Annotated in this window: 13 protein-coding genes and 1 riboswitch; of the genes, 10 read left to right on the forward strand and 3 right to left on the reverse strand. The window is 41.4% G+C overall.

The features are described from left to right. Positions 1-218 precede the first annotated feature (218 nt). The gene (locus LM917_RS16830; protein WP_232698790.1) at positions 219-1,016 is read left to right on the forward strand and encodes a DUF1189 family protein; all 798 of its coding nucleotides are present in this window, start codon (positions 219-221) and stop codon (positions 1,014-1,016) included. Between the two features lie 48 nt (positions 1,017-1,064). Beyond that, a complete protein-coding gene (locus LM917_RS16835) occupies positions 1,065-1,754 on the forward strand; it encodes an MOSC domain-containing protein (RefSeq protein ID WP_232698791.1) in 690 nt (229 codons plus the stop codon). Between the two features lie 418 nt (positions 1,755-2,172). Here LM917_RS16835 and LM917_RS16840 read toward each other — a convergent pair whose 3' ends face one another. Next, positions 2,173-2,412 carry a hypothetical protein gene (locus LM917_RS16840; RefSeq protein WP_232698792.1) on the reverse strand — a complete coding sequence of 80 codons (240 nt, stop codon included), beginning with the start codon at positions 2,410-2,412 and terminating at the stop codon, positions 2,173-2,175. 231 nt (positions 2,413-2,643) lie between these two features. On the opposite strand from LM917_RS16840, the gene LM917_RS16845 reads away from it, so the two are divergent. Next, positions 2,644-3,225, forward strand: a complete 582-nt coding sequence (locus LM917_RS16845) for a beta-class carbonic anhydrase (RefSeq protein WP_232698793.1) — start codon at positions 2,644-2,646, stop codon at positions 3,223-3,225. A 358-nt stretch (positions 3,226-3,583) separates the two neighbouring features. Here the strand turns inward: LM917_RS16845 and LM917_RS16850 are convergent, their stop codons facing one another. Further along, on the reverse strand, positions 3,584-4,291 hold the full coding sequence (locus LM917_RS16850) for a Crp/Fnr family transcriptional regulator (RefSeq protein ID WP_232698795.1): 708 nt from the start codon (positions 4,289-4,291) through the stop codon (positions 3,584-3,586). 162 nt (positions 4,292-4,453) lie between these two features. Here LM917_RS16850 and mobA point away from each other — a divergent pair, with 162 nt between their 5' ends. From mobA to LM917_RS16885, 7 genes are all read left to right on the forward strand, one after another. Then, on the forward strand, positions 4,454-5,104 hold the full coding sequence (gene mobA, locus LM917_RS16855; RefSeq protein WP_232698797.1) for a molybdenum cofactor guanylyltransferase: 651 nt from the start codon (positions 4,454-4,456) through the stop codon (positions 5,102-5,104). Further along, positions 5,097-5,624, forward strand: a complete 528-nt coding sequence (mobB, locus tag LM917_RS16860; protein ID WP_232698798.1) for a molybdopterin-guanine dinucleotide biosynthesis protein B — start codon at positions 5,097-5,099, stop codon at positions 5,622-5,624. Before mobA ends, mobB begins: the two co-directional genes overlap by 8 nt. 143 nt (positions 5,625-5,767) lie before the next feature. Continuing rightward, positions 5,768-5,912, forward strand: a riboswitch (cyclic di-AMP (ydaO/yuaA leader). A 691-nt stretch (positions 5,913-6,603) separates the two neighbouring features. Next, a complete protein-coding gene (gene kdpA, locus LM917_RS16865) occupies positions 6,604-8,277 on the forward strand; it encodes a potassium-transporting ATPase subunit KdpA (protein WP_232698799.1) in 1,674 nt (557 codons plus the stop codon). A gap of 22 nt (positions 8,278-8,299) precedes the next feature. Beyond that, positions 8,300-10,339, forward strand: coding sequence for a potassium-transporting ATPase subunit KdpB (gene kdpB, locus LM917_RS16870; protein ID WP_232698800.1), 2,040 nt, complete (start codon positions 8,300-8,302; stop codon positions 10,337-10,339). Between the two features lie 46 nt (positions 10,340-10,385). Further along, complete coding sequence (gene kdpC, locus LM917_RS16875; RefSeq protein ID WP_232698801.1) at positions 10,386-10,943, forward strand: potassium-transporting ATPase subunit KdpC; 558 nt, start codon at positions 10,386-10,388, stop codon at positions 10,941-10,943. A gap of 1 nt (position 10,944) precedes the next feature. Beyond that, positions 10,945-13,305 (forward strand): universal stress protein, encoded by a 2,361-nt coding sequence (locus LM917_RS16880; RefSeq protein ID WP_232698802.1) that lies wholly within the window; start codon positions 10,945-10,947, stop codon positions 13,303-13,305. Between the two features lie 76 nt (positions 13,306-13,381). Continuing rightward, positions 13,382-13,819: a hypothetical protein gene (locus tag LM917_RS16885; protein WP_232698803.1), complete on the forward strand. Its 438-nt coding sequence runs from the start codon at positions 13,382-13,384 to the stop codon at positions 13,817-13,819. Between the two features lie 123 nt (positions 13,820-13,942). Here LM917_RS16885 and LM917_RS16890 read toward each other — a convergent pair whose 3' ends face one another. Continuing rightward, entirely contained in the window at positions 13,943-14,323 is a 381-nt protein-coding gene (locus tag LM917_RS16890; protein ID WP_232698804.1) for a Na-translocating system protein MpsC family protein, read from the reverse strand. Positions 14,324-14,772 lie beyond the last annotated feature (449 nt).

Here is a 14,772-nt window from a genome sequence, read left to right on the forward strand (position 1 = left end):
TAGACGATTCAAACCAACCACATAATAATGGAAACCTTTCGTAGCACTTAGACAACATAGATCCTTGTGAGTATGATTTTTCATGTCAGGATAATGAGTTTATCCAGTTGTTGAAGGAGAAAGGAAAACAGTCCAAATAGAATCGCTTCAGGTCGATTAACATGAGTGGGAATGAGCAGGAATCTCGATTATAATTGGAAAAAAAGGAGGTTATTATTTTGCTTCAATCTTTTGTTACGAGCTTGATTCGACCAAATCAAATCTTCCAATTAATTAATAAAGGAATGAAAAAGGCAGTATTTTATTTATTGCTGCTTTGTTTGCTGCTTTCCCTTTTTTCTTTTGCTCGTTTTTTCATGACAACAACCTTTTTTCTGAATGAAGCAGGTCCTTTTGTCAGCCAGCTACCTCCCTTTGTTGTGGAGAATGGTCAATTGAAAATGGAAGCGGATCAGCCCATTTTTTCGGATGACAAGGTGTTTGTTGTAGACCCGAACAATCAGTTAACTCCAGCCGACTATCCTAACGTTTCACATGGATTTATATTTACTAAGGACAAAATTGTCTCCACAGTTGATGGGGTATCTACAGGTGAAATTACCTATACAATGGCAAATTTTGCTCCAGGTAAGACGATTGATAATGAATACGTTACATACCTCGTAACGGGTTTCTTTGATAGTGCCATTATTATCTGGACGCTCGTTTTCATCGCTATTTACATATACACTTTCTCTTCCCTATTAATTATGGCTACTTTCTCAGGCGTTCTTGCTTTTGTTCTCGGTATGATTACGAAGAAGAATCTTCAGTTTGGTTCTTCATGGTCGCTTGCCGTATATTGCATCACCGCCCCAACACTTGTACAGACGATTCTTTTGTTTATGGGAGCAAGCTTGCCGATCAATGCAATTACTTGGGGATTGATCGGGGTTTATGTTACCCTAGCTGTACGAGGAATGAAGGATGAGAATCAAATCAACCAGAAAAACCAAAAGCCAACTAGAAAAAAATAATTCTTCTATCCATAAACCAAAGTTTGATTTGGAGAGGTAGGGATCAAGATGGAGAGAACGTGGGGAGAAATTGTCTCGCTTAATGTGGGACTACCAAAACTGTTAGAGTGTGACGGACAAGAAGTAATGAGCGGTATTTGCAAAAATAGAGTGGATGCACCTTTATATCTTTCAAAAGAACAATTAGAAGGGGATGCTCAGGCAGATCGCAAATATCATGGAGGTCCTGATAAAGCGATTTGTGTCTATAGCTACGACCACTACCCATATTGGGAGCAAACTTTGGAACGATCAATACCCGAAGCTGCATTTGGTGAAAATGTAACCGTAGCAGGTTTGCTTGAGGATGAGGTTTGTATAGGAGATATTTTTCAGCTTGGAGAGGCAGTAGTTCAGGTAACACAGCCGAGACAACCTTGCCATAAGCTTGCCAAACGATATGGTATCAAAGATCTGGCTATCCAGGTTCAGAATACCGGCTATACAGGCTTTTATTTTCGGGTGTTGCAGGAGGGGGTAGTAGCTCCATCCGATAAGCTGGTACGAAAAGAACAGCATCCGATGGGTATTTCCGTAGCATTTGCTAATCAGATTATGCATCATGAGAAGCAGAATCAAGAAGGAATGAAACAACTGTTGTCTGTGGATGCACTGTCGACCAGTTGGAAAAACACAATGACGAAACGTCTCGGTGGCGAATCAACCCCTACAGCTGAACGTCTTGAAGGAACCAAGTAGGAAGAACCACAATGAAGTTGATACATTCTGATACGTAAGAAAAACTCGAATTGAAGCCTATTCGAAGAAGCAGGTACTTCTTTAGCGGAAGTTTTTCATGCGTATCAGGAAGAACCACAATGAAGCTGATACATTCTGATACGTAAAAAGTCCAGGGTGGGTACCATGGACTTTTTTGTCATCTACATTTGAAGGATAAGATATACTGTAATGGAGTAGTCAAGTTATTAGTTGCAACACATACAAACGATAATCACCAACAAGATGAACAAAACTAGGATAAACTGGATATTGTTGTTTTCGCATCCACCAGCGAATATACTCATGGTCCCATTCCCCTCCCAAGTCTAATGTAGTATAGCGTATGTGCTAACAGCCAATATGCTTGGGTATATATCTGTAGGGAAGTGAAAATAGACTATTCCTGGTAATGATGAGCTTCGTTGTTATTCATCCATACGATGAATGTCAGGAAGTAAAGCGGAATGGCAGAGCCGTTAAAAACAAGGAAAATGATTGGGATATCTGACATTGAAAAGGCATGATGGGTGTAGACATATGTGCTTGTCAGATAGGTACCGATGCATACCAACAATGCCAAGGTATTTATGATAAGAGCCAATAGTAAAAATAGTCGGGCGATTTTACTTCTGGTCATCCTCAACCGTCCTTTCTTTCTTAAACTGGTGGAGATTTCTTGCATTTACAAAAATAAGTATAGCCCAATCATCTAGGCTAAACAACAAAACGATGCGCTTTTCTTATAAATTCACATGGATAAATGTGAAGGGATTTCAACTTTAATCACGAACGAATTTTGGAAGTGAATGAAAGTAAAGAAGAAATGAAAGTGAGTGCAAAGAGAGAAACTATATACGAGGTGAATAGAATGACCAAGTTAGCCGAGATTTTAGAATACAACCAGGCATTTGTTAAAAATGAAGAGTATAAAAAGTTTCAGACTACCAAGTTTCCGGACAAACGAATGGTGGTCATCTCGTGTATGGACACCAGACTGGTAGAACTGCTGCCTCATGCGTTGAATGTTAAAAATGGTGATGCGAAAATTATCAAGACTGCAGGAGGCATTGTATCCCATCCGTTTGGTTCTGTTATGCGAAGCATATTGGTAGCGATTTATGAATTACAGGCAGAGGAAGTGATCGTCGTAGGTCACCATGATTGTGGTATGAGCGCTATCGATCCCACAGCCTTTTTGGAAAAAGTAAAACAAAGAGGAATTTCTTCACATGACCTTGACCTCTTGAAGAATTCAGGTCTTAATTTGGAAAAATGGCTGGGTGGATTTGATTGTGTGAGTGACGCAGTAAAAACAAGCGTGCAGATGATTGACAAACACCCTTTGCTACCACGTTCTCTTCCTGTTCATGGGTTAATTATCGATCCGGCGACTGGCAAACTGGATGTTGTCGTGAATGGATATGATGTAATTAAAGCGAATAACAAGTAGAACAATAGCAATAAAGTAGTAATTGGTTAATCAATTGCTTACTTGAAAGATAAAGGGCTAACCCGAACGGTCTGTAACAGACTGGAGGTTAGCCCTTAGTTTTTACTGCTGAGGTATTGGGATTATGCTAATCTGTTTTTTTATGAGTAGAAAGACGAGATGAAGCACCCTCCCTCCATATAGCCACTCCAGGTTTGTCACAATCACTTTGAAGAGATCATGAGAAAACTCCCGCTCACTTCGATGAAGGGAGCGGGAGTTTTATTTTTGTAGAATCTTTATAAAGTTGTTCATTACCGCATACATTCAGCTTGTAAACGTAAAAAATGCTAGGTACGATGATAAATAAAGCATTCATTTACAACCGACAAATATCTGGTGAGCAATCATCGCAACAAATTTTATCTCGCAGATACTGTAAGTCTTTGATTAGTATATAACCATTGGGCAACTGTTCGATCACTTCCAATTTTTTTAGTTCCCCTAAAAGACGGTTAACACTTTCTCTGGTAAGACCAATAAATTGAGCCAGATCTTTGTTTGTAAGCGATAAATCGATAAGGATACCGTTAGGATGCTGACGTCCATAGGTATTAGACATACGGATTAGTGTGGAGTAAAGAGCACCTGTTTTTCCGTTTAACAACATGTCCCTGAACTTGGATTGCATCCGTCTATTCTCCATGCTCATCCAGCGTAAAAATTCTACGCAATACTCACTGTGAGACATGAGCATTTCTTCCAGCTGAGCACGAGTGATGATTCGTAATTCAGACGGTTGCAAGGCTACAGCAGTAGCACTATAGGTAAGGCTACTGTCAAATAAACCAAAAATCCCAAACAGTTCACCAGGATTGTAGACTTGCAGGGTTAATTCTTTTCCATCCGTACTTGTTTTGGACAAGCGGACTTTCCCGCTTTCCACAATATAGATGTAATCGGCAGGATCACCATCAAAAAATAGTGGTTTTCCGGGCTGACATTCCATCAAGGTAGAAATGCGTGTAACGTCTTCCCAAAAACCAGATGACATATGATTAATAAAAGTTCCAACTTTTTGAGGCATGAAGATTTCCCTCACTTCATACTTTTCTCACTTGATGTCTCTTTATCTGTTATCAAGGTTGGTTTAAGTATAACAATTCCCTATAGGTTTTTATATACTATGCAATCATTTTTTCCTAGAACGCTATATATATTACTTAAAATATGGGAGGTATGGAAAAACGTGAAAAAAACGGTATGTGCCGTTGTCTTGGCAGGAGGAAAAAGTAGCAGAATGGGGAGTCCAAAAGAGTTACTTCCTTGGCGAGGGACAACGTTGATTGAAAATTTGATTAACCAGATAATGAAAGTGAAGCTGCCTTGTGTACTGGTTTCGAATACGCCCGAAGAATTACCGCCTGCTCTGCAACACCATGATAAGATTCAAATTATACGGGATCAGGGCGAGTCATGTGGTCCGATAAGTGGTATTTTTTCAGCGATGCGTAAGCGACATGAAGAGTGGTATTTGGTACTTTCTTGTGATCTTCCATTTGTAGAAGCAAATGACCTCTTACATTTGCTCACATTAATCGAACAGGTGGATGATCATATTCAGGCAATTATTCCTAGTGTAGGGGGACGAGTTCAGCCATTGTTCGCACTGTACCATAAGGGAAGTGAGAATATATGGAGGGCTTCACTCGACCATGGTGATTATCGCGTCATAAAAGCAGTTGAATCTATGCCTTACCGAATAGTGGAGCTGCCTGAATCTGTGTTATCAGCAACCACTTTATTCAACATGAATAGTCCAGTCGATTATCAAACAGCTTTACTAGCAGAAGAAAAAGTTGATGAAGAAACTATGAAAAGGAGGAAGAAAAATGAGTAACGTCCAAAATAGAGTGCCTGTTATTCAATTCGTGGGCTATTCCAATTCAGGGAAAACAAGTCTAGTCGTAGCGATTATTGAAGCACTTCAGGGAATGGGAATAAAAGTAGGTGTGATCAAACATGATGGACATGATTTTGAAATGGACCATGAAGGGAAGGATACCTGGAAATTCCGACAGGCAGGAGCATCATTAGTCGCAATTCAATCAGCTACCAAGACAGCTTATCTAGAACAAGGTTCAGTACCCTTGGATAAATTGATTGCTCGCATGGAAGAAGGAGGCGCTGAGCTAATCATTATTGAGGGATATAAAAGAGAGGGATATCCCAAAATTGCAGTAATTAGAGAAGCGAAGGATGTTCATTTATTGGATCAAATTACTAATGTCTTAGGGGTAGCTAGCTGGATTGAATTGACCAATTTGAGTATACCTGTGTGCCATGTAGATGATCAGGAAAAAGTTTTACAAATGATGTTGGTACATCGAGAAAAATTTTATGAAAATAAGCAAAAATGAAAGAAATAATAAGGTAGGCTGAGAAAAAAGGATATTAAAGCGCTTACTTGCTTGAAATTTGGTTAAAATTAGTTGTTTTTCTCCGCTAATGACAGTTAACAGCAAATTAACGAGGACGTATAATGAAGTCACGTAAGACACAACAGCATATTCGGCCAAATCCCGAGGCACTCGGGAACGGAGGACCCAATTTTTCCTGGGGTTAATTCTACAATACGTAGAAGGGATGAGAAACTCTTTCGCCATCCTACCCGTCAGCTAACTTCGTCGGCTAAAGCGAGGGAGGTCAATAGACCACCTGTTATTTCTGGAGGGCTTTTTCTTTTGCCCATGATACGAGTAGGTCTTTTTTCGTGCCTGTAAACAGGCAATGCTGTTTGTGTAAACTTACAATAAAACTGAAAAGTACAACTGTACGAAAGAGGATAGGGAGACAGAGCGCAGGGAAAGCTGAGTAGCTTGCCAGGCGTTAGGTAGACCAATGAGTACTTCTTTCTTAGCGGTTGAACATAAGCTGATCGGTGTTTTTTTGGTGACGGAGTTGAGTGTGATTCGAGTACGGAATCTTACTCTTTAAGACTTGGTGATCCGAAGAACAGAACTGTCAGCGTGTGTTCAAGTATGCCGCTGAGTATGAGGTAAGCATTGGTCTATTTTTTGTTCTCAGGCATTTTTTACGTCGAAGCGTAAAGACGCAGGGGAGCAACAGATATCTGGTCACGTATCAAACAGTTGGAAGAGGAGGAACTGACAGGTGGACATGGTTGCAATTTTGCTCGTAGCAGGATCGTTTATTCTCTTCTACGGAACAATAGCATTTTGCGACAGGGCCGTAGGCGAGGAAAGGGGAGAGAAACGATGATCGTACTTATGCTTATTGCTTGTGGCGTTACTCTCTATCTCATTCACGCCTTGCTGCATCCTGAGAAGTATTAATCACCAATCTGAAGACTGTGCGAAAACGTTAGGAGGAACTGTTGTGGATCTATTACAAATCGCGGTGGTCTTAGGTCTTTTGCTTCTATTGGCAATACCATTTGGCCGCTATTTATCCCTTGCTTTCTCTTGGGAAAAAACAGGATTAGATAAAGCCTTCGGTGGAGTAGAAGGTGTGCTTTATAAAATCGCAGGTATCAAAATGCAAGAAATGACGTGGAAACAATACGCGTTAGCGTTAGTAGGAAGTAACCTGGTAATGTTTTTTATCGGATACCTGATCTTACGTTTCCAAGGAGTACTTCCGTTGAATTCTTCTGGAATTGAAGGAATGGACCCGTTGCTTGCGTTCAATACTGTTGCTAGTTTTTTGACTAATACCAATCTTCAGCATTATAGCGGGGAAACAGGGCTTTCCTACTTATCTCAGATGATGGTAATCATGTTCCTGATGTTTACCACTCCTGCTTCCGGGATTGCGACTGTGATGGCTGTTATAAGAGGACTTACAGGACAAAAACATCTGGGGAACTTCTATGTTGACTTAATCCGTGCTCATACACGTATTTTAATTCCGCTATCTGTGGTAGTTGGTTTACTTCTTGTATCACAAGGTGTTCCACAAACGATTGAACCAACAGCAGTAGCAACTACCTTACAAGGCGAGGAGCAACAAATCACGCGTGGACTAGTGGCTGCTCTGGAATCGATTAAGCATCTTGGTACCAACGGCGGTGGATATTTTGGGGTTAACTCATCGCATCCATTTGAAAATCCAACACCACTTAGCAATGTTATTGAGATCTTATCAATGTTTTTAATACCTGCATCTTTGCCTTTTGCCTTTGGTTACATGGCAAGAAACAAGAAACAGGGTCTGATGATATTTGCTGCCATGTTTATCATATTCCTGGCCATGTTAACAACGGTTTATGTATCTGAATCGAATGGAAATCCTGCCTTGACACAAATTGGATTATCGCAGGCTGATGGAAGTATGGAAGGAAAAGAAGTCCGCTTCGGGATTGCGCAGTCTGCCTTATTTACAGCGGTGACAACAGCAGCAACCACAGGTACGGTCAATAACATGCACGATACGTTGACGCCTATAGGTGGCATGGTTCCATTGACTGAAATGATGTTGAATAACATCTTCGGCGGTGATGGCGTAGGCATGATGAACATCCTGATGTACGCCATCCTGGCAGTCTTCATTTGCGGCTTAATGGTTGGACGTACTCCTGAGTACTTGGGACGTAAGATTGAGAGCAATGAGATGAAGATGATTGCTATCGCTATTCTGATTCATCCACTGATTATTTTGGCACCTTCAGCCATTGCACTGGCAACAGAATGGGGAACCAGCTCCATTTCTAATCCAGGCTATCATGGCATTTCACAGGTTGTGTATGAGTTTAGTTCCAGTGCAGCTAACAATGGTTCAGGCTTTGAAGGGTTAGCAGATAATACGCCATTCTGGAACATCTCAACGGGTCTGGTTATGTTGTTCGGCCGTTATTTCTCCATGATTTTGATGCTTGCTGTAAGCGGATCTCTCTTGAAGAAACAGCTGGTTCCCGAAACAATTGGTACTTTCCGAACAGACAATACACTATTTATGGGTGTGTTAATCGGTATCGTTCTCATCGTTGGGGCATTAACCTTCTTGCCGGTGCTTGCTCTCGGTCCAGTGGCTGAGTGGCTCACCTTACGTTAACGAAGAAAAGGAGTCATCACTTATGAGCAATCAACGCAAAACCATGATTACCAAGGAGATTGTGAGTCAGGCAGCCATTGATGCTTTTAAAAAGCTTGACCCACGTCTGATGATAAAAAATCCAGTTATGTTTGTAGTTGAAATAGGTTTTTTCATCACCTTACTTCTTAGTATGTTCCCTTCAATATTTGGCGGTGAATCGGATGCTGGCTATAACGCAATTGTGACTGTGATTTTATTTATTACGATTCTTTTTGCTAACTTCGCTGAGGCATTGGCTGAAGGGCGTGGGAAGGCACAGGCAGACAGTTTGCGAAAAACAAAACAGGATACGAAAGCGACATTGGTTCAAAAAAATGGTAGTACAAAAGTTGTCCGTTCAACAGAACTACGCAAGGGAGACATCGTGCTGGTAGGAATCAACGAAATAATTCCTGGCGATGGTGAAATCATTGCAGGGGTAGCTTCTGTAGATGAATCGGCTATTACTGGCGAATCGGCACCTGTTATAAAAGAAGCAGGAGGAGATTTCAGCTCCGTAACAGGTGGAACAAGAGTGGTGAGCGACCAGATCAAGGTGCGTATCACCACTGACCCTGGAGAATCATTCCTGGATCGCATGATTGGTCTCGTAGAAGGGGCAAAACGTCAAAAAACACCAAATGAATTGGCGCTTAACATTTTATTGGTTAGTTTAACGTTAATCTTCCTGATTGTATGTATCACCTTGTTACCGATTGCTTCGTATGTAGATGTAGTGATTCCTGTAGCAACCTTGATTGCTCTACTGGTATGTCTCATTCCGACAACCATCGGTGGATTGTTATCAGCGATCGGGATTGCAGGGATGGACCGGGTGACACAATATAACGTTATTGCAATGTCAGGTAAGGCAGTTGAGGCAGCGGGCGATATCAACACAATTATTCTGGATAAGACGGGTACCATAACGCACGGTAATCGGATGGCAGCAGAGTTCATACCTGTTCATAACGTGGATACAAAAGAACTTGATTTCGCTGCATTACAAAGCTCTTTGCATGACGAAACACCAGAAGGGCGCTCTATCGTAGAACTGGCTAAAAAACAAGGGTACACTCCGAATGAAAATGATGGTACCCATTCTTCAGGAGTAGAATTTAAAGCGGAGACTAGAATGAGCGGTACTGATTTTTCCGATGGGAGAATCATACGTAAAGGTGCGGTTGATGCCATTAAACAATATGTGAAAGAACATGGTGGCTATATCCCAGCCGATTTGGATGATATCGCAAATAAAGTCTCCATGCTAGGAGGTACGCCTCTTGCAGTTTGTGATGGGAATCGTCTGCTGGGTGTTATTTATTTGAAAGATACTGTGAAGCCAGGGATGCGCGAACGGTTTGAAGAGTTGCGTCGAATGGGGATTCGAACCATCATGTGTACAGGTGATAATCCACTTACGGCAGCCACTATTGCCAGAGAAGCAGGGGTCGATGATTTTATTGCAGAAGCGAAGCCAGAAGACAAGATTGCGATTATCCGTAAAGAACAAGCGGCTGGTAAGCTGGTAGCCATGACTGGAGACGGAACCAACGATGCTCCTGCCCTCGCTCAGGCTGACGTAGGCTTAGCGATGAACAGTGGAACGATTGCAGCGAAAGAAGCAGCTAACATGGTGGACCTCGACTCTGATCCTACCAAGATCATCGAAGTAGTAGCGATCGGTAAACAGTTATTAATGACTCGCGGTGCTTTGACAACCTTCAGTATAGCTAATGATGTTGCAAAATACTTTGCGATCATACCAGCAATGTTTATGGTGGCCATTCCACAAATGCAAGCCTTAAACATTATGAATTTGGCTACACCATCTTCAGCGATATTGTCAGCATTAATTTTTAACGCGATCATTATACCGCTGTTAATTCCGTTGGCAATGAAAGGTGTCAAGTATGTACCAATGAGTGCTACCAAGCTCTTAGGACGTAACCTGTTTATTTTCGGATTAGGTGGTATTGTTGCACCATTTGTGGGAATTAAATTGATAGATTTGCTATTGGTGATGGCAGGTTTGCATTAGGCAAGCCTGTCTGACCCCCTAAATAACTTAGTAAAGGTGAATGACTATGTTAAAAAACCTACGCGTAAGTTTACTGTTGCTAATCATTTGTGGTCTGATCTATCCACTTGCTATGACAGGGATTGCTCAGGCGATTATGCCGTATAAAGCAGATGGAAGTCTCATAGTAGACAAGGACGGTACGGTCATCGGCTCTGAGTTGATCGGTCAAAAATTTACCGAACCTGGCTACTTTATTGGACGTGTTTCTTCTATAGAATATAATGCTGCTGGTTCTGGTTCCAACAACTATGCTCCCTCCAATCCAGCGATGATTGAACGCACTGAAATAGATTTACAAGCTTTCCTTGCTGCTAACCCTGATATTAAGCAAGAAGATGTTCCAGCTGACTTAATGACTAACTCTGCTTCTGGACTTGATCCACATCTATCTCCAAAAGCAGCTAAAGTCCAAGTTCCACGTATCGCAAAAGAACGAAATATGGACCCTAACGTTCTGTATCAATTAGTTGATAAACATATCGAGGGCAGATCACTTGGACTATTTGGTGAGCCTCGGGTCAATGTTTTGAAACTGAACATGGCGTTAGATCAGTTGCAATAGGATGGGAGATTTTCGCCGTAAAACACCAGAAGAAATACTGGCTTCCATATCTCGTATGCAAAAAGGAAGGCTGCAGATTATTCTTGGAGCAGTAAGCGGTTCGGGTAAGACGTACCACATGTTGCTGGAGGGAAGACGGTTAAGTAAAAAGGGGATTGACGTAGCGATAGGAGTGGTTAATCCCCACACTTCTTATCAGGGACGAAATCAGGAGATTCTACAGGAGCTCGAAGTGATTCCTTCATTGAAATGGGAGGAAGGAGATTCTATAAAATTTGACTTGAATGTGGGTGAGATCCTCAGGCGAAATCCTGAGGTCATCCTCGTTGATGAATTGGCCCATCGCAATCGTCCCGATGCTTTGCGTCCAACTCGACTTGAAGACGTGTATTATTTGGTAGAAAAAAATATTAGTGTCATTACAACGCTTAACATTTACGAATTAGAAGGTATGAGATCCATCACTCAGAAGCTGACAGGTATTTCTGTTCAAGTAGGACACTACATTCCATCAGAAACATTAGATCATGCTGACGAAGTGAAGCTTCTTGATGTAACACCTGAGGTTCTCATGAAAAGGTTGCAGGAGGGAAGCATTATCGGATGTGACTCTTATGGCAACCCTAAGCACCAGCGCTTATTTCGACATGAAAATTTGGCTGTTCTTCGTGAGCTTGCTTTGCGTTTCTTAGCAGGGGAAGTAAATGAAGACTTAGATGAATATCGGGAACAGCATGGGATGATTGGACCGTCTGGTGTTTCGGAACGAATATTGGTAGCTGGGCAGTATCACTGGAATGGTTCCATTTTGATTAGACGTGGACATCAGGTAGCTAAGCGTTTAGGTGGTGATTTATTTGTCGTCTGTTTTCTACGGAGTCCCAAGCGTTCACTGAGTAAAGAGCAGAGCACGTTTAAACGTTCGATGGTGAAGCTGACGGAAAAATTGGGTGGGAATTTTAAGGAGATCAAGCTACCCGCAAGAAGTGATGTTGTGAAAGAAATGGTTCAGTACGCTACCGAACATAACATTACACGTATTGTGATGGGGCAAACCAAGCGAAGCCGTTGGGAAGAGATTTGGTCTGGTTCTGTAATTAACAAGATTTTGCGCTTGGGTAGAAATACAGATGTTCTTATTGTGGCGGATCGGGCAGAAAATAGCGGTGAACGTGTTATTCCAGCAAAGAGTGAAAAAAGCAAAAGAAAGAGTCCGTTTCATCGGCTCTCTAATGAAGAAATGGAAAAAGAGATCAGCCGTATTCGCAGTGGGCGTTTGAAGGTGTATGTCGGAGCTGCACCAGGAGTGGGTAAAACCTACACGATGCTTCGGGAAGCAAACGAGCTTTTGCATAATGGAATTGATGTTGTTGTCGGCTATCTGGAGACACACGGGCGTAATGAAACGTTGGAGCAGGTAGGTAATTTACAGATTATCCCCCGGGCTACCATCAGTTATAAAAATGTTGTACTAGAAGAAATGGATACGGAAGCAATCATTGCGCGTAATCCAGAGGTTGTTCTTGTGGACGAACTGGCGCATACCAATGTTCCGGGGAGTCGTTTTCATAAAAGATACGAAGATGTGCAATTGCTCCTTCAGGCAGGTATTTCTGTTATCTCTACCATGAACATTCAGCATTTGGAGAGTCTACAAGATAATGTAGAACAGGTGACGGGGATCAGAGTAAGAGAAACAGTGCCTGACCATGTTTTACATGAAGCAGCGGAAATTGAATTAATTGATGTCTCTCCTAACACATTGCAGGAACGTATGCGTGAAGGAAACATTTACGCAATGAACAAAGTGGATCAGGCGCTGGGGAATTTTTTTTCTACTGGTAATCTGATAGCCTTACGGGAGTTGGCTCTTAGAGAGGTTGCTGATGATGTAGATGAACGATTGGAATCTTGGGAGCGAAAAGAAGCGTTGCGTGGTCCATGGCGTCGACAGGAAAAAATCTTCGTCTGTGTGAATCTACGTCCTGACAGTGAGAGGTTAATCCGGCGGGGCTTTCGCATTGCCTATCGCCTGAAAGCAGATTGGTATGTGGGGTATGTGCAAAACCATCCGATGCTAACAGCAGAGGAGCAAATGCTTATTAATAAATTAAAAGCACTTACAGAACGACTTGGTGGTATTTTTGAAAAGTATCAGGTAGCAGATCGACGACAGGTTTTTCGAGAATTAGCATTTCAGATGAATGAGAAGAAAGTAACACAAATGATAATTGGTCATTCAGCGCGTTCTCGCTGGCAAGAAATCTTTATTGGGTCAGTACTGGAAAAACTGCTTCGGCAGGTGCGTCAAATGGATGTATTAGTTGTTGCAGACCATAAGCCTTCATCAATAGAAGTGTAGTAATAACTCGGATATTTTCTTGTGCATTCTACAGTCGACTAACTTCGTCCGGGTAATACGGGGGAGGAAATAGATCATGAAACAACTGTTGGTTGTAGGGAGAGGCGACATTTTTCGGTCATTCGTACAAATGTTAAGCCATAAGCGATTGGATTGGGATGAGGTTATTCATCTGGAAGTGATTGCTTATTATCGGGAATGTATCGATGGGATACACATTTATGAGGGATTTAGGCGGGTTGCTACTGAGGGGTTTGCTACTAGTGCCGCTAAACTATGTAAGTACGAGCAGGTTTATCTATTTCCTGATGATATAGGAGGATCGTTACGGCTCGTAGAGTTTTTTGCTGAATTAGGTACGTGTCGTCTGTATGTTTTGACCAGAATGCCACGCTATGCCCATTTATATAAGAGAATGGGAGCGCATCAGGTATTTGTAAGTAAGCCTGGTTACCTTGGCTACCATTGGCTCGTGCAAAATATTGAGGAAGAGCAAGCGGCGGGAATAGAATGAAAGAAGTTCAAATAAATGGAGTAAGGAGCATCCTGTTTCCTATAGTTATCACAGGTAACAGGATGCTGGTTTTGGTTGTAAGGTACCTCTTGATGTGAAGTTTGCCAGATAGGTAGTGTGTAATCAGTTTGATGAATCCTGCAGCATTTTTTCTAAATCTTTATCCACGATGTATATTTCAATTCGTTCAGCTGTCTTCGTACTAATATCACTGTGACTGGATAAAACACGTAGCCCAGTTAGTTTTTCTACAATGACTTCTGTTTCCTTACTGTACATTTCTCGTAGTATCTCGCGCATTTCTTTTACTACGCGGCGTCCTTTTTCATGGTTTGCCAAATGCTTTTCCTCTACGGTAAGCACTCCTTTAAACCGAGAGATGATCATATCGTTTACGATATAAGTTTTTGCTTCCTGTGGACCCCTACCTATTAAATCGCGTTGAAATTTAATAAATGCCTCGCTAATCTCTGCTTCCAGTTTCTTTTTAGATTGGCTTCCCACAAGAGATTCCTCCTACCTATCCGATTTGTAATTATATTGGATTTCAACGTAATACTAGCGAGAGAAAATAGGAGTGTCAATGAAAGGATTATCTATATAATAAATAATGTTCTTACCTACAGTTTTTCTTCTTGTCAATTTTATTTGTCTATGATAATATTTGAAATCTGTCCGTAAGAAATAATATAGAAGAACTGACTCTGAAAAGTAGAGAATTCATTCTTGAATAGATTGATAGATATACGGTTTTTCTACTAGTTTTTAATTTGATTAAAAAAGTTTATCAAAAACTGTTGACTTTCAAATGGACGATATGCTATATTATAAGAGTTCCACTGAGGGACACGAACGAAACAAGATGAACGCGATGTTCTTTGAAAACTGAACAGTGAAATGTTTGAATGAAATTTTTAGCCATGCAAATGTTTTGAAGCTAGATCAACAAACTT

It is taken from the genome of Brevibacillus daliensis (genome assembly GCF_021245735.1).
In the GTDB taxonomy this organism is placed as follows: domain Bacteria; phylum Bacillota; class Bacilli; order Brevibacillales; family Brevibacillaceae; genus Brevibacillus_B; species Brevibacillus_B daliensis.

Bases quoted from the DNA above. Each gene is read 5' to 3' on its own strand.
- LM917_RS16835 (WP_232698791.1), top strand. From the start codon at position 1,065: ATGGAGAGAACGTGGGGAGAAATTGTCTCGCTTAATGTGGGACTACCA.
- LM917_RS16840 (WP_232698792.1), bottom strand. From the start codon at position 2,412: ATGACCAGAAGTAAAATCGCCCGACTATTTTTACTATTGGCTCTTATC.
- LM917_RS16845 (WP_232698793.1), top strand. From the start codon at position 2,644: ATGACCAAGTTAGCCGAGATTTTAGAATACAACCAGGCATTTGTTAAA.
- LM917_RS16850 (WP_232698795.1), bottom strand. From the start codon at position 4,291: ATGCCTCAAAAAGTTGGAACTTTTATTAATCATATGTCATCTGGTTTT.
- mobB (WP_232698798.1), top strand. From the start codon at position 5,097: ATGAGTAACGTCCAAAATAGAGTGCCTGTTATTCAATTCGTGGGCTAT.
- kdpB (WP_232698800.1), top strand. From the start codon at position 8,300: ATGAGCAATCAACGCAAAACCATGATTACCAAGGAGATTGTGAGTCAG.
- kdpC (WP_232698801.1), top strand. From the start codon at position 10,386: ATGTTAAAAAACCTACGCGTAAGTTTACTGTTGCTAATCATTTGTGGT.
- LM917_RS16880 (WP_232698802.1), top strand. From the start codon at position 10,945: ATGGGAGATTTTCGCCGTAAAACACCAGAAGAAATACTGGCTTCCATA.
- LM917_RS16885 (WP_232698803.1), top strand. From the start codon at position 13,382: ATGAAACAACTGTTGGTTGTAGGGAGAGGCGACATTTTTCGGTCATTC.